At 59.9% G+C, this 18,945-nt stretch carries 18 protein-coding genes and 2 pseudogenes; 11 read left to right on the top strand and 9 right to left on the bottom strand.

What is annotated here, in order from left to right; all coding sequences use genetic code 11:
- Window positions 1-93: 93 nt before the first annotated feature.
- On the bottom strand, window positions 94-900 hold the full coding sequence (locus JFV30_RS05795) for a TatD family hydrolase (RefSeq protein ID WP_201122435.1): 807 nt from the start codon (window positions 898-900) through the stop codon (window positions 94-96).
- Window positions 901-1,138: 238 nt separating this feature from the next.
- Here JFV30_RS05795 and JFV30_RS05800 point away from each other — a divergent pair, with 238 nt between their 5' ends.
- From JFV30_RS05800 to JFV30_RS05810, 3 genes are all read left to right on the top strand, one after another.
- The gene (locus JFV30_RS05800; RefSeq protein ID WP_201122437.1) at window positions 1,139-2,560 is read left to right on the top strand and encodes a transglycosylase SLT domain-containing protein; all 1,422 of its coding nucleotides are present in this window, start codon (window positions 1,139-1,141) and stop codon (window positions 2,558-2,560) included.
- A 103-nt stretch (window positions 2,561-2,663) separates the two neighbouring features.
- A complete protein-coding gene (locus tag JFV30_RS05805) occupies window positions 2,664-3,098 on the top strand; it encodes a DoxX family protein (RefSeq protein ID WP_010176187.1) in 435 nt (144 codons plus the stop codon).
- A 256-nt stretch (window positions 3,099-3,354) separates the two neighbouring features.
- Window positions 3,355-3,663: a hypothetical protein gene (locus JFV30_RS05810; RefSeq protein WP_003218736.1), complete on the top strand. Its 309-nt coding sequence runs from the start codon at window positions 3,355-3,357 to the stop codon at window positions 3,661-3,663.
- A gap of 4 nt (window positions 3,664-3,667) precedes the next feature.
- Here the strand turns inward: JFV30_RS05810 and JFV30_RS05815 are convergent, their stop codons facing one another.
- The 3 genes from JFV30_RS05815 to JFV30_RS05825 are packed head-to-tail and all read right to left on the bottom strand — an operon-like array spanning window position 3,668 to window position 7,137.
- Window positions 3,668-5,473, bottom strand: a complete 1,806-nt coding sequence (locus tag JFV30_RS05815) for a Gldg family protein (protein ID WP_201122439.1) — start codon at window positions 5,471-5,473, stop codon at window positions 3,668-3,670.
- A 15-nt stretch (window positions 5,474-5,488) separates the two neighbouring features.
- Entirely contained in the window at window positions 5,489-6,214 is a 726-nt protein-coding gene (locus tag JFV30_RS05820; RefSeq protein WP_201122441.1) for an ABC transporter permease, read from the bottom strand.
- Entirely contained in the window at window positions 6,211-7,137 is a 927-nt protein-coding gene (locus JFV30_RS05825) for an ABC transporter ATP-binding protein (protein WP_201122442.1), read from the bottom strand. The genes JFV30_RS05820 and JFV30_RS05825 overlap by 4 nt, the downstream gene beginning before the upstream one ends.
- A 319-nt stretch (window positions 7,138-7,456) precedes the next feature.
- Between JFV30_RS05825 and JFV30_RS05830 the strand changes: the two are divergent.
- Together JFV30_RS05830 and greB are read left to right on the top strand one after the other, a co-directional pair.
- Window positions 7,457-8,373: pseudogene (locus tag JFV30_RS05830) on the top strand (hypothetical protein); the annotation flags it as partial.
- Window positions 8,374-8,817: 444 nt separating this feature from the next.
- Window positions 8,818-9,291, top strand: coding sequence for a transcription elongation factor GreB (gene greB / locus JFV30_RS05835; RefSeq protein ID WP_201122445.1), 474 nt, complete (start codon window positions 8,818-8,820; stop codon window positions 9,289-9,291).
- Between the two features lie 46 nt (window positions 9,292-9,337).
- On the opposite strand, the gene JFV30_RS05840 is transcribed toward greB, so the two are convergent.
- The gene (locus tag JFV30_RS05840) at window positions 9,338-11,848 is read right to left on the bottom strand and encodes an ABC transporter permease (RefSeq protein ID WP_201122447.1); all 2,511 of its coding nucleotides are present in this window, start codon (window positions 11,846-11,848) and stop codon (window positions 9,338-9,340) included.
- Window positions 11,848-12,531: an ABC transporter ATP-binding protein gene (locus JFV30_RS05845; RefSeq protein WP_010176179.1), complete on the bottom strand. Its 684-nt coding sequence runs from the start codon at window positions 12,529-12,531 to the stop codon at window positions 11,848-11,850. Before JFV30_RS05845 ends, JFV30_RS05840 begins: the two co-directional genes overlap by 1 nt.
- A gap of 10 nt (window positions 12,532-12,541) precedes the next feature.
- Here JFV30_RS05845 and JFV30_RS05850 point away from each other — a divergent pair, with 10 nt between their 5' ends.
- The 3 genes and pseudogenes from JFV30_RS05850 (at window position 12,542) to JFV30_RS05860 (ending at window position 14,541) form a co-directional block, all read left to right on the top strand.
- On the top strand, window positions 12,542-13,147 hold the full coding sequence (locus JFV30_RS05850; RefSeq protein WP_201122449.1) for an arylesterase: 606 nt from the start codon (window positions 12,542-12,544) through the stop codon (window positions 13,145-13,147).
- Window positions 13,148-13,205: 58 nt separating this feature from the next.
- Window positions 13,206-13,499 carry a hypothetical protein gene (locus JFV30_RS05855; RefSeq protein ID WP_003218723.1) on the top strand — a complete coding sequence of 98 codons (294 nt, stop codon included), beginning with the start codon at window positions 13,206-13,208 and terminating at the stop codon, window positions 13,497-13,499.
- 72 nt (window positions 13,500-13,571) lie between these two features.
- Window positions 13,572-14,541 (top strand): annotated as a pseudogene (locus tag JFV30_RS05860) (L,D-transpeptidase family protein).
- A gap of 132 nt (window positions 14,542-14,673) precedes the next feature.
- On the opposite strand, the gene oprI reads toward JFV30_RS05860, so the two are convergent.
- Window positions 14,674-14,925 carry an outer membrane lipoprotei OprI gene (gene oprI, locus JFV30_RS05865; protein ID WP_003172710.1) on the bottom strand — a complete coding sequence of 84 codons (252 nt, stop codon included), beginning with the start codon at window positions 14,923-14,925 and terminating at the stop codon, window positions 14,674-14,676.
- A 626-nt stretch (window positions 14,926-15,551) separates the two neighbouring features.
- Here oprI and JFV30_RS05870 point away from each other — a divergent pair.
- Entirely contained in the window at window positions 15,552-15,833 is a 282-nt protein-coding gene (locus JFV30_RS05870; RefSeq protein ID WP_003189869.1) for a GNAT family N-acetyltransferase, read from the top strand.
- A 112-nt stretch (window positions 15,834-15,945) separates the two neighbouring features.
- Here JFV30_RS05870 and JFV30_RS05875 read toward each other — a convergent pair whose 3' ends face one another.
- Together JFV30_RS05875 and JFV30_RS05880 are read right to left on the bottom strand one after the other, a co-directional pair.
- The gene (locus JFV30_RS05875; protein WP_003218719.1) at window positions 15,946-17,022 is read right to left on the bottom strand and encodes a 3-deoxy-7-phosphoheptulonate synthase; all 1,077 of its coding nucleotides are present in this window, start codon (window positions 17,020-17,022) and stop codon (window positions 15,946-15,948) included.
- A gap of 133 nt (window positions 17,023-17,155) precedes the next feature.
- Window positions 17,156-17,590 carry a PilZ domain-containing protein gene (locus JFV30_RS05880; protein WP_201122450.1) on the bottom strand — a complete coding sequence of 145 codons (435 nt, stop codon included), beginning with the start codon at window positions 17,588-17,590 and terminating at the stop codon, window positions 17,156-17,158.
- Here JFV30_RS05880 and JFV30_RS05885 point away from each other — a divergent pair.
- Entirely contained in the window at window positions 17,589-17,981 is a 393-nt protein-coding gene (locus JFV30_RS05885; RefSeq protein ID WP_010176170.1) for a hypothetical protein, read from the top strand. The genes JFV30_RS05880 and JFV30_RS05885 overlap by 2 nt on opposite strands.
- Window positions 17,978-18,940 carry a putative 2-dehydropantoate 2-reductase gene (locus JFV30_RS05890; RefSeq protein WP_201122452.1) on the top strand — a complete coding sequence of 321 codons (963 nt, stop codon included), beginning with the start codon at window positions 17,978-17,980 and terminating at the stop codon, window positions 18,938-18,940. The genes JFV30_RS05885 and JFV30_RS05890 overlap by 4 nt, the downstream gene beginning before the upstream one ends.
- The last annotated feature ends 5 nt before the right edge of the window (window positions 18,941-18,945 follow it).

Here is an 18,945-nt window from a genome sequence, read left to right on the forward strand (position 1 = left end):
AGGTTTTCTCTGATAGCGGAAACAGCATTGGCAAGGTGCCATTATTGTGCCGCTATCGAGTCAACAGGTTTTGATATGGGTCAATGCGCCGCGTCAATCCGGCACAGGCAATCCAAAAAACGCGCGGGCGCAAGCGGTAGTGTGTTGCGCGAGGTCTTCCACGGTCTCTTCGCGGTGCAAGGCCACTTCCCGCAGGACCTCCGGCAAATAGGCCGGCTCGTTGCGACCGTTTTTCGGTTTGGGCCGCAGGGTTCGTGGCAGCAGGTAGGGCGCGTCGCTTTCCAGCATCAGACGGCCCCGGGGAATTTCCCTGACCAGCGGATGCAGGTGCGTCCCGCGACGCTCGTCGCAGATCCAGCCGGTGATGCCGATATGCAGGTCCAGGTCGAGGTAGCTGAACAATGCGCGCTGCTCGCCGGTGAAGCAGTGCACCACGGCGGCGGACAGGTGATCGCGATAGTCCCGCAGGATTTCCAGCAGGCGCTGGTTGGCGTCGCGCTCGTGGAGGAATACCGGGAGTTTCAGCTCCACGGCCAGGGCCAGATGCTCTTCGAGGACTTTTTCCTGCTGGGGGCGCGGCGAGAAGTCCCGGTTGAAGTCCAGCCCGCATTCACCCACCGCACGAACACGGCTTTCCTTGAGCAAACCGCGCAGGCGCCTGGCGCTTTCGGCATTCCAGTCACTGGCGGAGTGGGGGTGGATACCGGCAGTGGCGAACAGGCGTTGCCCGCTTTCGTCCAACTGCTGGCACAGCTCCAGGGCCTGTTCGCTGCCGTCGACACTGGTACCGGTGAGCACCAATTGGCTCACCCCGGCGGCGTAGGCACGTTCGAGAACGGCCTGGTGCTTTTCGTCGAAACTTGGGTTGGTCAGGTTGACGCCGATATCAATGAGTTGCATGGTGCTACCTCCGCCTGCGGTCGGAAAGCATATCAGAGCTGTAGATTTATAAGAAAAGCCAAGAACTACAACGAGTTAAAGCTGTCTTTGAAAGTCGCAAGTAACACCGTGTTTGGTTTGTCGCCATCTGCCGTGCAACCCTTGTGCCCAAAGCCTGCGCTCATGGCGCTCTGTTTCTGTCCCCCAACGCCTCGTTTTTCGCGAAGCAATGGGCAGTATTCTTTCTTCCGGAGAGCGGATGATCCGACCCTCGGCGTTGCTTGTGTTGTGCCTGACGTTACTGCTGCCCATGGCGGCGGTTGCGCGTCTGGACGGGCCGCTGGAAGTGACCAAACCCGGCAAGGTCCGCGACCTCGCGGAAATCCGCAGCAGCCGCACCCTGCGGGTGTTGGTCAACCAGAGTCGCAACAGTTCCGGCGAAGTCCAGGGCCAGGCCATCGGTGTTGAATACCATCGCCTGCGCGCTTTCGAGCAGTACCTCAACGGTCACGCCCGTGACGGAGAGGAAATCAACCTCAAGATTATTCCCAAGGCCAAGGATCAGTTGATCGGCGCGTTGGCCCGCGGCGAGGGCGACCTGGTAGCGCCCGGCGAATTGCTCGATGTGAAGGCGGCGCACAAGATTGCCACCAGCGACCCGATTGCGAGCGACGTGCCGTTGTGGCTGGTGGGGCTCAAGGGCGAGCGACGGTTTACCAAACTGGAGCAACTGTCCGGGCGCACGCTGGCGCTGACCACCGGCAGCGCCGCGTCGGATGCGATCAATCAGGTCAACCAGAAACTGGCGCTGCACAAGTTGCCGCCGGTGAAGGTGGAGTGGGTAGACCCCAGCCTGGCGGTGGAGGACGTGCTGGAGATGGTCCAGGCCGGGATTTTCCACCTGACCATCGTCGAGCGACCGATTGCCGAGCGCTGGGCGAAGATCCTGCCCAAGCTGCGTTTTGACCGGCAAGTAACCATCAGCGAGCCGGGCGAAGAGTATTGGTTCGTACGCCAGGATGCCTCGATGCTGCGGGCCAGTATCGACCGTTTCCTCAAGACCTACCGCACCCCGTCCGACCAGGATGTGGCCTTCCAGCGCATCTACCGCCGTCTCTATCAAGTACGTTATCCACTGGCCCGGGCCGACCGCCAGCGCCTGGAAAAACTGCGCCCGGTGCTGCAAAAGCATGCCCGGGAGCAAGGCATGGACTGGCTGAACCTGGCCGCGTTGGCCTTCAAGGAGTCGGCCCTCGACCCCGGCGCTCGCAGCAGTGGCGGCCCCACCGGCCTGATGCAGATCACCCCGTCGGCGGCGCAACGGGTCGGGGTCAATAACATCGAGAACCTGGACAGCAACGTGCAAGCGGGCGCGCGGTACCTGGCGATGATCCGGCGCAAGTTTTTCTCAAGCCCCAAACTCAATGAGCGCGAGCGCATGGCCTTCGTCCTGGCGGCCTACAACATGGGCCCCGAGCGGGTTCAGGGAATGCGCGCCGAAGCCCGGCGCCGGGGTCTCAACCCGAATCAATGGTTTTTTCAGGTCGAGCGCATTGCCATGGAGCAAGTGGGAATGGGCGGCGTCAGCTATGTTAATAGCGTGAACAAGTATTACCTGGCGTTTGATCGGGAGCGCGAGTCCCTTGAGCCACCGGCAGCGAAAATTGCCTCGCGTAAGTGATCTATTTTTTCGATGTTAATTAGGCAATTTATCGGCTTTTATCATTGTTTAAACTGATTAATATAGCGGCCAACCAACCCCTGCATTGAAAAGGATTATCAGCATGAGCCCATTGATCACCCGCATCCTCTCCACCCGTGCCGGCTACGGCCTGACCGTTCTGCGAATTTTTGTCGGAATCATCTTCGCCGCTCACGGTTCGCAGAAACTCTTTGGCTGGTTTGGCGGTGGCGGCCTGGCGGGCACGGCCCAATGGATGGAAAGTATCGGCCTGGCGCCGGGTACCTTGATGGCCGTGTTGTCCGGCGGTACCGAGTTTTTCGCCGGGCTGGCGCTGATCATCGGTTTGCTGGCACGGCCTGCGGCGTTGGGCCTGACGATCATTTCCCTGGTGGCGATTTTCTCGGTGCATATCCATAACGGTTTGTTCATGGCCAACAACGGTTATGAGTTCGCCCTGGCGCTGCTGGGTGGTACGCTGGCGGTGTTGCTGGAAGGTGCAGGCAAACTGTCTGCCGACCGCGCCATCACTCACTGATCCCGCGAAATTCCCTTTAAAGGCCCGCCCCGTGCGGGCCTTTTCGTTGCCAGGGATTCTTGACACCGCCCTAGCGGCTTCTCTAGGATGTTGCCCATGCGCCGATTTAAACAGCTAATTGCGGGGCGCCACCGGTGACTGATCACAGTCCCGACAGAAGCCAGAGCCCATGGGCCGGTTTCGAAATTCCGCTAAAGCGCTGGTTCGGTGTTGCCTCTCACCTGCCCGCAGACTTTTGAGGCAGAGACACGACACGATGAATGCACTACGCCCCCTCATACGCCTGGCCCCGATCACCGCGGACCTTACCCAACGCAATCCGAAAATCCTTCTTGGCGGCAAGCACCAGCCGACGCTGCTGCGCTATCTGGACGGCTGGCCTCGCCGCACGGGGCGGCCTTCGGCGTTTCTGATCCAGTTTGTCGAAGACGGCGACTCCCTCGCGCGCTTTGCATCCAACAGCTTTGACCTGGCCGTGATTCAAGCGCCGAGTGCGAGTGATGCGGGCGAAGTGATACGCCAGCTGACCCGTATTGCCCGGCAAGGGCTGATCGCCCGGCGTTGAACCCTCAGTAAAACGCCGCTGAAGGCAGGTGCTGGCGACGGCGACGAACCAGGAACATACCCCACGCAATCAGGCACAGTATCAGCGGTACGGGCAGGATATTGAGCAACTTAATCTTGCGCTCCAGGGCATGAACCTGTGTGTATGCCTGAACCTTCAGCGCGTGAATTTCCATGGGCACTCGCAAGCGTTCCTTGTTGAGTGCCTGCAGCAGTACGTTGGAGGTGATCGCCTGGACTCCTGGCGAAAGGGTGCGGGGGTTCAGTAATTGCCATTCCTTTTCCGTTCGTTCCAGGCGTTGCACCAGTTCGGCGGATTTTTCCCGGTAGGCCTGTGCAGCGTCTTCGCGCATTGCCTGCAGCACTTGTAATGATCGACCGCCGCCTGCGCGGGGGCGAACGTTCATCAGGGCATCGGGCGCCGCCAGGTTATCCAGGGTGTTCAAGACAAACATCGCGTTATCGGACGACGCTCCGCTCATCGTGCGGTTGCCTGGGCCCATTCCTGCCACTCGGTCGCTGAGCAGGTCGGTGTCGGCGACCACCACGACGTGGATGTACGCAGACTTCTGCACGCTGGCGTCACGCCCGTTGATCCCCTCAGGAAAGGCGGAATAGGCAGGCCCCTCGACGCGGGCGGCAATCACCTGTTGCTGGCCGCGCGCGGTTGCCTCCCTGGTCAGCGAGTCAAATGGTGCAGGCAGGGCGAAGCGCTCGGCATCAAACAGCGCCGCTTGCCCGGAGCTTTGGAGCAGTGGAGTAAAGGTCATGCGGCTTTTTTTGGCGGGAGCCAGCGCGCCACTGCTCAAGACATTCACGCTGCGCAGTTTCCAGGTGCTGATGTCGTCCTGTGCCATCGCCTGGCGGGGCAGGGTCAGCGCAGCGGGGTGGCGCACCGCTGACTGCCCGGTGGTCATGATCACTGAGGTGGCATAGTTGCGATCGGCGAGTACCTTGTTCGTCGACATCTGGATGCCCCAAGCGCTCAGCAACGCTTCCAGCCTGGGGTTTTCCGGGCTTGTGAGGCTGGCGTCCAGGCCGGTAAGCGGGTCGATAAACATCATCAATTTGCCTGCGCCCAGCACAAACTGATCGATTGCGTACAAGGTTTGATCAGGCAGTTTGCCGGGGTGAACCACCATCAAGGTTTTGACGTGTTCGGGAATCTTCTCGATACCTGGCTCCAGCGTGACGAGCCTGAATTGGCGGCGCATCTCTTGAAGCAGCTGCCAGGCAGGCGTATTCACGCCGTTGCGCTCGTCCCGCTCACCCTCCATTGGCAGCCGGGATATCAGGCCTATGACGGGGTGCTCGGGGTGAATCGCCTTATGAATCAGATGGCTGATTTCATATTCCAGCAGTGATTCCCGGTCCGGGCTGAATGACTCGATGCTGTGTGGCCCATTACCGGCGCTGCTTGCGACGAGGCCGAAGAACCCTTGTTGGTCGTCAAGTCCCAGTAACCTGGCCTTGTACTCATCCTCTGAAAAAGGGGTGGGGTCGATAAGGTGAAGGTTGATGTTGCCCTTTGCGATTTTTTCATACTCCCTGAGCAGTAACTCCACACGTTTGCTGTAACTTTCCAGCGGGTTGATTCTTTGCGGATGTTTGCTGGAGTTGAAAAAGTACAGGTCAACTGGCTGTTCCAGTGAGGTGAGTAGTGCCTGTACTGGTGAGGAGAGTGTATGAATTTTTTGTTCTGAAAAATCCAGCCGTATATTCGGAAGCTTATGTGCCCACACCAGGTTAAATGCAAGAAAGAGTAAAAATAGGGTGAGAATTGTGAGGCTGGCGCTTACTGGCGTTCTCATCGTCATTTGTCCTTCTCAACCGTTTCTGACATTCAGGGCGATGATCGTTGCAGCGAGAAAGGTTACGATCATGCTGATAAAGTACAAACTGTCCTGAAGAGCCAGAACACCCTGGTCAATGGCATCAAAACGCGTCGATGGGCTCAGGGAGATAATCCGGTCAACAAGCCAGATGGGGGCTTGGTGTTCAATGGCATCAAGAATCGATGACAACCCGCTGGCGGCCAGCAGCAAGCACAGGGTTACTGTAAATATAACTGCCCGGTGATGGGTCAGTGTGCAAATAAAACAGCCCACCGACAGATAACTTCCGGCTAATAGCCAACTTGCCAGGTAGTGGGAGGCGATAACGGTATTGTCCGGATTTCCCAAGTAGTTGACGGTGATAACCAAGGGGAAAGTCAGCATCAAGGCAACACCGGAAACAACCCAGGCTGCCAGAAATTTACCGGCAACCATTTCGAAGCCAGTGACCGGCAGACTCTTTAGAAAGTCCATGGGCCCCGTATTGTGCTCGTCCGCCCAAAGTTGGGTGGCAAGCACAGGAGTCAACAGTAAATAAAGCCAGGGGTGCAGTTGGAAAAAACCGTGCAGGTCGACACTGCTTTGCTCCAATAGCTGGCTTGTATGGAAGCCAAATGCAGTGGCGGCTGTCACGAACGCTGCCGTGCTCAGATAAGTGACGGGGGCTGAGAAGTAACTGGCAAGTTGGCGCTTGAATATGACCGGTAGACGTTTCAATTCGATGCCTCCTGGCTCATATGGTGGACCACGTCGTCCAAACGCCCGGGCTCCAGGTTCAGGGCGTTGATTTTCCAGCGGCGGTGGGTGATCAGTGCGTTGATGTGGGGGTAAATGGTTTGCCCCGGTATGGCGAGCACGGTCACTGTGCCGGGGGTCTCGCGGTCTTGCTCGATGCCGGCGACCCCGGGTAATACCGCCAGGGCGAGCAGGTCCAGCGGCATGTCTGCGGCAAGGGTGACCGCCTGGTGATGACGGGAACTGCGCTGCAGTTCGGGCAAGGAGGTGTCTGCCACCAGGCGACCGTCGGCGATTACCAATGCCCTGTTACAGATGCGGGTCAGCTCTTCAGGAGTCCGGGACGCGACAATGATCGTCATTTCGTCGTTCAACGACTTGATGAGCAGTCTGACTTTGTGTTTTTGGTCGGCGCTCAGGCCTTCCGTTGGCTCATCGAGTAACAGCAGGCTGGGGTCATGCAAGATTGCCTGGGCGATGGCGACCTTGCGTTTCAAGCCTGGCGGGAGGGTTTCGATCGGGCATTTGAGTATCCGCCAAAGCTCCAGCCGTGCGACCGCCCGGTCAATCATTTTGCGCTTTTGCGCGCCATGGAATCCGCGTACTCCAGCGATAAACTCAAGAAAACCTTTCACGCTCATTGCGTTGTGGCTCAGTAATGATTCTGGCTGGTAGCCCGTCATCTTCTTCGCCTGGAGTGGGTTGTGGGCTATATCATTACCAAATATTTTTATATGGCCTGAAGAGGGGGCGATCGAGCCTGAAATCATTTTGATGATGGTTGTTTTTCCCGCGCCATCACTTCCAAATAGTCCCAGGCATTCCTGGGGTTGGGCGTTGAACGAAATATTATGAATGATGCTTTTTGCGCCCATCTTTTTTGTCAGGCTCGTTATCTCGATCATTATGCTTTTCTACTGAAAGGATATGGCAAGGCGCGATTAGATCGATGCCCCGATTAACCTGCTTGAGCAGCAGGTTGTGGATGTTCGAAAAGTCAAAACTTGAAAACTTTATGATTGGCGCGGTCCAGTGTCGTACTGTTAAAAAATGGTACGTTCAATGGGCTGTGTTGGAAACGCTGAAACGCCTGAATAAGATAAGTCCTACGTGCCAAGCGATAGCTCGCTGAAACAATTGTTATGTTTTTAATGCTTCAATTACTGTCGTCTTTTATTTGGCGCGTATTCGAAGTCCGCCAGTGTTTAATGGAGCCTGATCATCATGCTGCTACTACGTACCCTTGTTCTTGAACAGTCCGGGCATGATGCGCCGGTCAACGGTGCCCTGCTGTGTGGTTTTGCAGTGGCTCAGATTGCTTCGAACTTCCTTGCCTATAGTCTGGATGAAGAGACGGAGCCCGGTAGTTCACGGGTGTATATTGCGGCTTTGCGTAAAAAGTCCGAACGGTACTTTCTGGGGGCGATAGATTCCAAGGAGGATCTGCAAACAGCGACCCAAGTCTTCAAGCAAATTCTGACGCTTGCCGCTGCACCCGGGGCAAAGTCCGCGAGCACCGGCGAGACGCCGATTCCCTATCATTTCGTCGATCTGAAAGGTTGCAAGCTGCCCCCGCCAGGCCCGAAGATCATCACTCGCTGACGATCAAGAAATCCCTGGTGATGAAGGTGATCACCCTGGGCACTTCGGCGCCCGGTTTGCCCGCCATCGAAAGCAGTTCATTGATCGTGCCGTCGATTCGTTTCTCCTCAAGGATGGTTTCTCCTCCAAGGGCGGCGGAACACTCGGAGCCTGCGCCACCCGTGTCCGAACCGGCGCCCCAGGCAACCATGGAGGTGTTTGAAATAGCCGAGCCACTCGTTGAGTTGCCACCGCCAGCACTTGCCGAGGTACCTGTGGTCGCCGCTCCACCGCAGGCGCTGGCAGCCCGCCAACCTGAACCTGCCCGGCCAGAGTCGGCTTCGTTGTTTGAAGTGGACGATACGCTGGCCAATCTTGCCCGAGTGGCGCAGGAGTTGACGCAGCAAAAGCTCACCGTGCTCAGGCAGGAGGAAGCGCTTGAGCAGTTACGCCTGGAACTGCGTCAGGAAAAGGCAGACATCGAGCAGGGGAGCCAACGGAGTGCCGAGAGGGTTGCCGAAAAAGAAGCGTCCCTGGAGTTGTTGGCGCGCACGCTGGCCACTCGTGAGGAAGAACTGGCTGACGGCTCGGCGTTAAACCGGGCGGAGCAGCGTCGAATCGACGAGCGTATGCGCTATCTGGAGAGCCAGGAAACCCAGTTGCACAACCGTGACCTGGACGTTTGTCACAAGGAGCAGCAGCTGGCGGCCGCACTGTTTCAGTTGCCTGTCCTGCGGGACAACCTGAGGGTTGCACTGCAAACCCTGGATGAGTCTCTTGCGTGGCTGAATGAGACTGGACGCAGCCAGCCTGAAAGCCGCCTGCTTCAGTCGGATGCAGACTGACACTGTGCCGGTCCCGGCACCGGAATGCGTCGGCGGGTCTGGCTACTTTCCTGTGTTCATTTATCATCAACCCCCACAGCCGGCATTGGGCGTTGAATGCGTTGCACCTGATGCGGCAGCGGGTCTGAAAAATGGAAACTTCCAGGGGATGTAGAGCTTTTGAGCACCAAGCTGATTACCAAAGAAGGTCATGAAGCCCTGAAAAAGGAGCTTGATTACCTGTGGCGAGAAAAGCGTCCTGACACCACCCGTAAAGTGACGTGGGCCGCTTCCCTGGGGGACCGGAGCGAAAACGCCGACTACCAGTACAACAAGAAGCTGCTGCGGGAAATTGACCGCAGGGTGCGCTATTTGCGCAAGCGCCTGGAAGACATGCGCGTGGTTGAGTACATGCCCGAGCAGGAAGGCAAGGTGTTTTTCGGCGCCTGGGTGGAGATTGAAAACGAACAGGGCGAGACCAAGCGTTTTCGCATCGTGGGTTACGATGAGATTTATGAGCGTATGGACTACATCTCCATCGACTCACCCATGGCTCGCGCACTGCTGCGCAAGGAAGTGGATGACGAGGCGCTGGTGCAGACCCCAACCGGCGGAGTGTGCTGGTGGATCACCGCTATCGAATATGTGAAGTAACACCGGATGGCCCGCGCGCGTTGAAGAGCGCGGGCCATCTGCGTTTTCAGCCCTCGCGCAGCACCGTCAACGGGCTGGCATTCAGCGCGCGGCGGGTGCCGAATACGCCGGCCCCGCCGATCAGCACCGCGCCGATCACCGGCAGCAGCAACAGCAATGGGTGCGGGTGCCAGGCCAGGTCGAACGCATAGCGATACAGCACCAGCGTCACCAGTTCCGTGCCCAGCGCCGCCAGCAGGCCGCTGACCGCACCCAGCAGGCCAAACTCGATACGCCGGGCCTTGACCAGCAACTTGCGTTCCGCCCCCAGCGCCCGTAGCAGGGCACCTTGGCGAATCCGCTCATCGAGGGTTGCCTGGAGCCCGGAGAACAAGACCGCCATCCCCGCTGCCAGCACGAACAACAGCACGTACTCTACCGCCAGGGTGACCTGGGCCAGAATGCTGCGCAGTTGTTCGAGCAGTGCCTCCACTTGCAGGATGGTCACTGCCGGGAAGGCCCGGGACAGGTCGACGATCTGCTGGTCGTGGCCGGGCGCCAGGTAGAAGCTGGTGAGGTAGGTGGCCGGCAGGTCCTTCAAGGTGCCGGGCTGGAAGATCATGAAGAAGTTGGGCTGGAAGTTGTCCCAGTTGATTTCCCGCAGGCTGGTGACCCGGGCTTCACGGTTTTCCCCGCCGACGGTGAACACCAGATGATCGTTGAGCTTGAGTTTCAGGCTATCAGCGACCTTCGCCTCCACCGAGACGCCGGGGATTTCGTCGGTCGGCTGCGCTGTCCACCAGGAGCCCGCCGTCAGCGTGTTGCCAGGTGGCAGGTCGGCGGCCCAGGTCAGGCTCAAGTCCCGCTGTACCGCACGGTCGCCGCTCGAGTCCTTGCTGACGATCTCCTGCACCGGCGCGCCATTGATGCTGATCAGTCGCCCCGGCACCACCGGATACAACGGGGCAGACTGCGCCTGCAGTTCCAGCAGGCGTGCGCCGAAGGTGTCTTTGTCGGCGGGCAGGATGTTCAGGGCGAAATAGTTGGGCGCGTCCTTGGGCAACTGGTTTTGCCAGGTGTCGAGCAATTCGCCACGCAACAATGCAATCAAGCCCATGGACAACAGGATCAGCCCGAACGCCAGGGACTGGCCCGCCGCGGCCAGTGGATGACGCAGCAACTGGCCGAGCCCCAGGCGCCAGGGCAGGGAGGCCCGGGCCAGCAGGCGTCGCAGGCTCTGCAACAGCAGCAGGAGCAGGCCGCCGAGAACCAGCGCGGCAATCACTCCGCCACCCAGCAGGGCGAACGTCAGCACCAGGTCGAGACTCAGGCGCCACATGATCAGGCCCAGGGCGAACAACGCGGCGCCGTAAACCATCCACGTGCTGGAAGGGATGGGCAGCAGGTCGCGCCGCAGTACCCGCAACGGTGGCACGCGTCCCAGCGCGGCGAGTGGCGGCAGGGCGAAACCGGCGAGGGCCACCAGCCCGGTGCCGATCCCGGCGATGGCTGGCAGCAACCCACCGGGCGGAACGTCCGCTGGCAACAGGTCATGCAACAGCGCAAACAGGCCCAACTGCGCCAGCCAGCCGAGCAGGGCGCCGGTCAGGCTGGCCAGCAGCCCCAGTACGGTCAGTTGCAGGCTGAACAGCAGCATGGTCTCGCGCCGCGATAAACCGAGGCAGCGCAGCAAGGCACTGGCATCAAAGCGCCGGCTGGCGAAGCGGTTCGCCGAGAGCGCTACCGCCACGCCGGAGAGCAGCACCGCCACCAGGCTGGCCATGTTCAAGTAACGCTCGGCTTTGCCCAGGGCGCCACCGATCTGCTGGTTACCGTCGCGCGCATCCTGCAGTCGCTGGTTGGCCGCCAGGCCGGGCTTGACCAGGTCGCGATAGGTTTGCAGCACAGTGCCGCCCTGGGGCGCGCGCCAGAGGTCGCGATAACTGACGCGGCTGCCGGGCTGCACCACGCCGGTGGCATCGAGGTCGGCCAGGTTGATCATCACCCTGGGCGTCAGGCTATAGAAGTTGCCGGCTCGGTCCGGCTCGTAGGTCAGCACGCGGGCCAGGCGCAGGGTCTTCATGCCGACGTCGATGCTGTCGCCGATTTTCAGGTTCAGTGCCGTCAGCAGCCGTGCTTCCACCCAGGCTTCACCGGGCTTGGGGCCACCCCCGGGAGTTTCCTCTCCGAAGGGCTCGGCGGCGCTCTTCAGCTCGCCGCGCAACGGATACTCCTCGTTGACCGCCTTGATGCTGGACAGCTGGATGCCGTTATCGGTGGCAATCACGCTGGAGAACTCCACGACCCGGGCGTGCTGCAGGCCCAGTTCGGTGCCGCTCTGGATTTGCTCGGTACGGGCGGGTGAACTGCCTTCCAGCACCAGGTCGGCCGCCAGGAACTCCGTGGCGCGCAACATCATGGCGCCGTTCAGGCGAGCCCCGAAGTAACCGATGGCGGTGCTGGCGGCGACAGCCACCAGCAGGGCGAAGAACAGCACGCGCAGTTCGCCGGCGCGGGCATCGCGCAGCAGCTGGCGAAGGGCAAGGCTGAACAGGCGTAACAGCGGCAAACGTGCCATCAAGGCTCCAGGGGCGCGACCATCAGGCCGGCTTCAAGACGGATCAGGCGGCGGCAGCGGTGGGCCAGGCGCTCGTCATGGGTCACCAGCACCAGGGTCGTGCCGCTCTCTTTGTTGAGTTCGAACAGCAGGTCGCTGATGCGCTCGCCGGTGTGGCTGTCGAGGTTGCCGGTGGGTTCATCGGCAAACAGCACGTCCGGTTCGGCGGCAAACGCCCGGGCAATCGCCACCCGTTGCTGCTCGCCGCCCGAGAGCTGGCGCGGCGAATGGGTCAGGCGCTGGCCCAGGCCGACGCGCTCGAGCAGGTGTCTGGCGCGTTCGCGGGCGTCCTTGCGGCCGTCCAGCTCCAGCGGCAGCATCACGTTTTCCAACGCATTGAGGCTGTCGAGCAACTGGAAGGACTGGAACACAAACCCTACGTGCTCGGCACGGATGCGCGCACGTTGATCTTCGTCGAGGGTACTCAGGGCTTGCCCGGCGAGGGTGACTTCGCCGCTGCTGGGCAGGTCGAGGCCGGCCAACAGGCCGAGGAGGGTGGATTTGCCGGAGCCGGAGGCGCCGACGATAGCCAGGCTATCGCCCTTGTTCAGTTCCAGGCTCAGTTCGTGCAGGATAGTCAGTTCACCTTCCGCGCTGGGAACCACTTTGCTAAGGTTTCGCGCGGTGAGAATGCTTGCGCCCATGGAGAATCCAATGCGAATGTGGTTTTTGAGTGCTGGCCTGGCCTTGATGTGCATGGCCCAGAACGCAGCGGCGGGTACAGTCCTGATCGTTGGCGATAGTATCAGTGCCGGTTTCGGGCTGGATACCAGCAAAGGGTGGGTAGCGTTGTTGGGACAACGGCTCAAGAGCGAAGGTTTCGACGATAAAGTGGTCAACGCCTCCATCAGCGGCGACACCAGTGCCGGAGGTCTGGCGCGGCTGCCGGCGGCGCTTGCAGAGCATAAGCCGGACCTGGTGATCATTGAGCTGGGGGGCAATGATGGCTTGCGTGGGCAGCCACCTGCGCAATTGAAACAAAATCTTGCGTCGATGATCGACGAGTCCAGGGCCAGTGGTGCCAAGGTGCTGTTGTTGGGCATGCAGTTGCCGCCCAACTACGGCCCTAAATACACCACCGCGTTTGCCGAGGTTTACGGGGCCCTGGCCAAGGAAAAAAACGTCCCGCTGGTGCCGTTTTTCCTGGAAGGTATCGGCGGCCATCCAGAGCTGATGCAGGCTGACCAACTGCACCCGGCAGTTGGCGCGCAGGGCAAGTTGCTGGAAAATGTCTGGCCAACGCTAAAACCACTGCTATGACGCTTTTCTAGCAGCGGTCTTTCGGCTAAGGTGGCGCCCCCCCGATTTGGAGCCCCCGATGTCGCGTCCTGCCTGGTCCCTGTTTGCCTACCAACTGATCGAGCCTGACGAGCAGCTGGATCTGTTCGCCTGCCAGGAAGTCCGGGTGCATCTGGTGACGCGGCAATTGGAGTTGGGCGGGTCCATCGACCGTACCCTCTGCGGTACGTTATTGCCCGCTCAGCCACGCTGGTCGTCGGTGGATCGCTCGATCTTCCAGGATCAGCGTTTGTGCCCCTTGTGCCGGGCGATCCTGGAGTCGCAAAAGCGCGGCACACCGCCGATCTGGCCAGAGCTGCGCTTCGAACTTTGAATATGGGTGCCCGCCGGGCAGCCGTGTACAATCCATTTTTTACTACCCGTCGATCTGCGAAGGAATTCCCGGATGTTGTCGCGCCTCTCCGTCGTCACCTGCTGCCTGTCTCTTGCTGCGCTCTGCGCGGCCGGTTCCGCTGCAGCCTTGCAGTTGCCTTTGCCGCCACCGGGTGAAGATATCGTTGGCCAGGTCCAGGTGATCAAGGCCAAGTACGAAGATACCTTCGCCGACCTGGGCACGACCTACGACCTGGGTTATTCGGAGATGGTCGCGGCCAACCCGGGCGTCGATGCCTGGTTGCCGGGGGCGGGTACCGAGATTGTGCTGCCGACGCGCTTCATCCTGCCGCCGGGCCCGCGTGAGGGCATCGTGATCAACCTGGCGGAATACCGGCTCTACTACTACCCCAAGGGCCAGAACGTGGTGTACACGTTCCCGTTGGGGATTGGCCGTGAGGGCTGGGGCTCGCCGGTGGCCCACACCACCATCACGGGCAAGATCCCGAACCCGACCTGGACCCCGCCCGCCTCGATCAAGGCCGAGCACGCCGCCAATGGCGACCCGTTGCCCAACGTGGTGCCGGCCGGCCCGGACAACCCGCTGGGGCCGTTCAAGTTCACCCTGGGCACACCGGGCTACCTGATCCACGGCTCCAACATGAAGTTCGGCATTGGCACCCGCACCAGCCACGGCTGCTTCCGCATGTTCAACAACAACGTGCTGGAAATGGCCAGCATGGTGCCGGTGGGCACGTCGGTGCGGATCATCAACGATGCGTACAAGTTCGGCGCAGCCGGTGGCAAGGTGTATCTGGAAGCCCATACACCGCTGAACGACGACGGCACTCCATCGGTGGTCGACAAGCACACTGCGGTGATCAACGCCTTGCTCAAGCGTGAAGACCTGTCCAGCAACCTGCGGGTCAACTGGGATACAGGTGCGTGATGTTGTTGCCGCCGAAGACGGTTTGCCGACTGAAATCGGTGTGCCGGGCGGGGCACCGATGGTGTCGAGCACGCCGGTCGATCTGCAGCAATAAGTCTGCAGGCGCCATAACCCGTTATCGCCTTGCGCGGTAGCGGGTTTTTTATTGCCCGGACGTCAGCCAAATTCCAGGCAAAAAAAAGCCGATCCAAGAATGGATCGGCTTGATAACAACCCCGAAGGATTATTACTTGCGGCTTGCTTTTTCAAGCATGCGCAGAGCGCGCTCGTTAGCTTCGTCAGCAGTCTGTTGTGCTTTTTGAGCAGCAGCCAGAGCTTCATCAGCTTTACGGTAGGCTTCGTCTGCACGAGCCTGGGAGCGAGCTGCTGCGTCTTCAGTTGCAGTCAGACGAGCTTCGGTTTCTTTGGAGACGCTGCTGCAACCGGTAGCCAGAACTGCGGCCAGAGCCAGAGCAGAGAATTTCAGAACGTTGTTCATCGTGTTCCCCTTCAAGGACTTTCTATTAAATGGCTACTTTCTCAGAGTGAGCTAATAGCCGGCGTACATACTACCCATTACTTGTAGTAAGTAAACTGACGTAGCGCAAGAAGCAAAAAAAATTCTCGCGGCCAATCTATTTTGGCTAATCTTTTGAGAGTCTGTATAAAAATTATCCAGATTTTTGCACTCTGCTGGGGATTGGATCCAGCCTGAAAGGGCCGGCTGGCATGTGTTAAGCCATGTAAACATAAGTCATTTTATATATCGTCCCCGACACTATTGTTCAGATTGTCTTTTCGCCCCTCGGTATCTTTTGTGCATGTAGAGGTGACTTTAAGAGCGGGTGTTCGTCTCAAGCTTCAACTGCCGGCAATGTTCAGGCCATCGACCTAAGGATGCTCGATCGCCCTTTCTATGTCCGCCAGCGCAGAAGGATGACGAGTGCGCCTTGAGCAATTACGCGATTGGTGCCTACTATTTCCGTGGGCTGGTTGTGAGCGCTAGTGCAAGGCACTGGCGGCTTTTCTCGTTGTCGAAACCGGCACCGGGTGGCGTAGATGTTCCTTCGCCGGAAAAACATCGGTAAGGTAGGGGTCAGAAACCAAGACCCGCGAGGAGTAGTGATGAGCGAGGCGTTGTCCATCCACCATGACCAGGCTGGTCATCAGTTCGAGACCAATGTGGACGGTCATCGTGCCTATCTGACCTATATGGACCTTGGGAAACAGACCCTGGATATCTATCGCACCTTCGTGCCCAACGCGCTGCGAGGACGTGGCATTGCTGCCGCGCTCACCGAGGAAGCGTTGAAGTTTGCCGAAGAGGCAGGTTATACGGTAATCCCGTCCTGCTCCTACGTGGAGCGCTACATGGAGCGCCACCAGCGCCATGCCGCGAAGCTCTGAGTAGCGTAAGGCGGGGCGCGGAGCGTCCCAGGCGGCATTCCCGCGCAGAGCGAGGGAACGATCAAAAAAAACGCCGGGCTAAGCCCGGCGTTTTTGTGTCCGCAGTCTTTGCTCAGCCGCGTTGGCGCTTGGGCAAGACGTCCTTGAGCTTGGCATGCATGCTGCGCAAGGTGGTCTCGGTAGCAGACCAGTCGATGCAGGCATCGGTGATCGAGACACCGTATTGCAGGTCGGCCAGGTCCTTTGGAATCGCCTGGCAGCCCCAGTTCAGGTGGCTCTCGACCATCAGGCCGATGATCGACTGGTTGCCTTCCAGAATCTGGTTGGCCACGTTCTCCATCACCAGCGGCTGCAGGGCCGGGTCTTTGTTGGAGTTGGCGTGGCTGCAATCGACCATGATGTTCGGCTTGATCTTCGCCTTGTTCAGCGCCTGCTCGCACAGGGCCACGCTGACCGAGTCATAGTTGGGCTTGCCGTTGCCGCCACGCAGCACCACGTGACCGTAGGCATTGCCCTTGGTGGTCACGATGGACACGCCACCTTCCTGGTTGATGCCCAGGAAACGGTGCGGGCTGGAGACCGACTGCAGGGCATTGATCGCCACGGTCAGGCCGCCATCGGTGCCGTTCTTGAACCCGACCGCCGAGGACAGGCCGGAAGCCATTTCCCGGTGGGTCTGGGATTCAGTGGTGCGCGCACCAATCGCCGACCAGCTGATCAGGTCTTGCAGGTACTGCGGGGAAATCGGGTCCAGGGCTTCGGTTGCCGTCGGCAGGCCCATTTCCGCCAGGTCCAGCAGCAATTGACGACCGATGTGCAGGCCATCCTGGATCTTGAACGAGTCGTCCAGGTACGGGTCGTTGATCAAACCTTTCCAGCCGACAGTGGTACGCGGTTTCTCGAAATAGACGCGCATCACCAGATACAAGGTGTCGGACACTTCCGCCGCCAGCACTTTCAGGCGCTCGGCGTATTCGTGGGCAGCCTTGAGGTCATGGATCGAGCACGGCCCGATGACCACGAACAGGCGGTGGTCGGTGCCGTCGAGAATCTCACGGATGACTTCGCGGCCCTTGGTGACGGTCTGCAGGGCAGCGTCGCTCAGGGGGATTTCGCGCTTGAGCTGATCGGGCGTGATCAGGGTCTCGTTGGATTCGACGTTAAGGTCGTTGATCGGTAAATCAGCCATCGTGTTACTCGTCAGGGTCACGGGTGCCGGCCGCCAGCGATCCCCGTGCGGCGGAGCACAGCATGATTTAAGTGCAGCGGGGAGCGGAACCTTAGCGCGTTACAAGCCTGGGAGACAATGGGCAAAGGCCGCTTTAATCCAGTGCTGGCTGCACAAAAGCTTCATGGGAGAACTCGCTGGCATGGCGTGTGACCCATTCGCGGGCCAGGGCTTCGCTCTGCCGGGGTGTCGGCATGGCGCCTTCGTTGAGCCGGCAGTAACGTTCAATCTGGCACACTTGCTCGCCCATCCGTGCACCGAACAAGGCCTGCTCATCGGTAAAGGCAATGCCGACGCGGTAGCCGTTTTCAGCCTTGCGGCACCAGGCTACGTAGCCCGGATAGCGGGCCGTCAGGCCCAGTGAAGGGATGTGCATCTCGATGGCCGTGCCCTGGCGCCAGGCGCGGGGGTAATTGCAAGCGACGCCGCCCAGGCCGATAGTGTGCAGCCGTTGGCGGGAAATGCCGGAAATGGGACGTTGGGTTAATTCGACAGCGACATCATCAGGGTGAGGAAAGAAACGACCCATGCACACGGACTCCGAGCACCGTCCAGTTGACGGCGGTGGCAGCAGTATAGTGAAAGAACTGCACCTTACCGATCTGGATATCGACCAGCAATTGTTGGGGCTTCCGGGCACCTCGCTGCTGGTGTTTACCGGTGACGGATGCTCGCGCTGCCGCTTCCTGCACCAGCAACTGCCAGGTTGGGACTTGCCGGTGGACCGGGTCTGCTGGGTGGATGCAGGTCACAATGGTGGCGCGGTGGAGCGCTACGAGATCTTTCATCTGCCGGCGTTGTTTGTGGTGTGTGACGGCAAATTCCATGGAATATTAGCGTCACTGACGCGTCTGACCGCCGGCGACCTGACTCAGGGTGTGCAGCAGGCGCTCAAACGAATTCCAGAGGAGTTGCCATGATTGACGTAACAAAGCAGTCGCCACGGATCGGGATTATCGGCACCGGGGCCATTGGTGGCTTCTACGGCCTGATGCTCGCGCGTGCCGGCTTCGATGTGCATTTCCTGTTGCGCAGCGAGTACGCGGCGGTCAGCGAGCGCGGCCTGCAACTTAACAGCACGATCCACGGAACGGTGCACCTTCACCCGGTGCAGGCCTATGCCCGCGCCGCAGATATGCCGCCATGCGACTGGCTGCTGGTGGGCACCAAATCGACGGGCAATGTCGAACTGGCCCCGACCATCGCGCAGATCGCCGCCCCGGACGCCAAAGTCATCCTCCTGCAAAATGGCCTCGACGTAGAGGACAGCCTGCGCGAACACCTGCCGCCGTCGCTGCACTTGCTGGGTGGCCTGTGCTACATCGGCGTGCATCGCTCCGGGCCGGGAATTGTCGAGCACCAGGCACTGGGCCGGGTCAACCTGGGTTACCACAGTGGCCCAGCTGCAAACGATGAAGCCGACCGGCAGGCGATTGTCGAAGCAGGCGCTGCACTGTTTCACCAGGCCGGCATCGATTCCCAGGCCATGGCCAACGTGCATCAGGCACGCTGGCACAAACTGGTGTGGAACGTGCCGTACAACGGTCTCTCGGTATTGTTTGGCACCGGCACCACGGCGATGATGGCGGATGAATCCAGCCGCGAACTGATCCAGGCGCTGATGGCCGAAGTGGTGCAGGGGGCCCACGCGTGCGGGCATGAAATCCCCGCCAGTTATGCCGGGCAGATGTTCACCATGACCGAGAGCATGGATGACTACCTGCCCAGCATGTATCACGATTACGTGCACAAGCGCCCGCTGGAGCTGGCGGCGATCTACGCACGCCCCTTGGCTGCCGCAAAGGCGGCGGGTTGTGAGTTGCCACGCATGCAGGCGCTGTACCAGGCCTTGAGTTTTATTGATCGGCATAACCGCTGATTCGG

The organism is Pseudomonas sp. TH32, assembly GCF_016650855.1.
GTDB lineage: Bacteria > Pseudomonadota > Gammaproteobacteria > Pseudomonadales > Pseudomonadaceae > Aquipseudomonas.

Coding starts and splice junctions, on each gene's coding strand:
- JFV30_RS05795 (WP_201122435.1), bottom strand. CDS start 900: ATGCAACTCATTGATATCGGCGTCAACCTGACCAACCCAAGTTTCGAC.
- JFV30_RS05800 (WP_201122437.1), top strand. CDS start 1,139: ATGATCCGACCCTCGGCGTTGCTTGTGTTGTGCCTGACGTTACTGCTG.
- JFV30_RS05805 (WP_010176187.1), top strand. CDS start 2,664: ATGAGCCCATTGATCACCCGCATCCTCTCCACCCGTGCCGGCTACGGC.
- JFV30_RS05810 (WP_003218736.1), top strand. CDS start 3,355: ATGAATGCACTACGCCCCCTCATACGCCTGGCCCCGATCACCGCGGAC.
- JFV30_RS05815 (WP_201122439.1), bottom strand. CDS start 5,473: ATGAGAACGCCAGTAAGCGCCAGCCTCACAATTCTCACCCTATTTTTA.
- JFV30_RS05825 (WP_201122442.1), bottom strand. CDS start 7,137: ATGATCGAGATAACGAGCCTGACAAAAAAGATGGGCGCAAAAAGCATC.
- JFV30_RS05840 (WP_201122447.1), bottom strand. CDS start 11,848: ATGGCACGTTTGCCGCTGTTACGCCTGTTCAGCCTTGCCCTTCGCCAG.
- JFV30_RS05845 (WP_010176179.1), bottom strand. CDS start 12,531: ATGGGCGCAAGCATTCTCACCGCGCGAAACCTTAGCAAAGTGGTTCCC.
- JFV30_RS05850 (WP_201122449.1), top strand. CDS start 12,542: ATGCGAATGTGGTTTTTGAGTGCTGGCCTGGCCTTGATGTGCATGGCC.
- JFV30_RS05855 (WP_003218723.1), top strand. CDS start 13,206: ATGTCGCGTCCTGCCTGGTCCCTGTTTGCCTACCAACTGATCGAGCCT.
- oprI (WP_003172710.1), bottom strand. CDS start 14,925: ATGAACAACGTTCTGAAATTCTCTGCTCTGGCTCTGGCCGCAGTTCTG.
- JFV30_RS05870 (WP_003189869.1), top strand. CDS start 15,552: ATGAGCGAGGCGTTGTCCATCCACCATGACCAGGCTGGTCATCAGTTC.
- JFV30_RS05875 (WP_003218719.1), bottom strand. CDS start 17,022: ATGGCTGATTTACCGATCAACGACCTTAACGTCGAATCCAACGAGACC.
- JFV30_RS05885 (WP_010176170.1), top strand. CDS start 17,589: ATGCACACGGACTCCGAGCACCGTCCAGTTGACGGCGGTGGCAGCAGT.
- JFV30_RS05880 (WP_201122450.1), bottom strand. CDS start 17,590: ATGGGTCGTTTCTTTCCTCACCCTGATGATGTCGCTGTCGAATTAACC.
- JFV30_RS05890 (WP_201122452.1), top strand. CDS start 17,978: ATGATTGACGTAACAAAGCAGTCGCCACGGATCGGGATTATCGGCACC.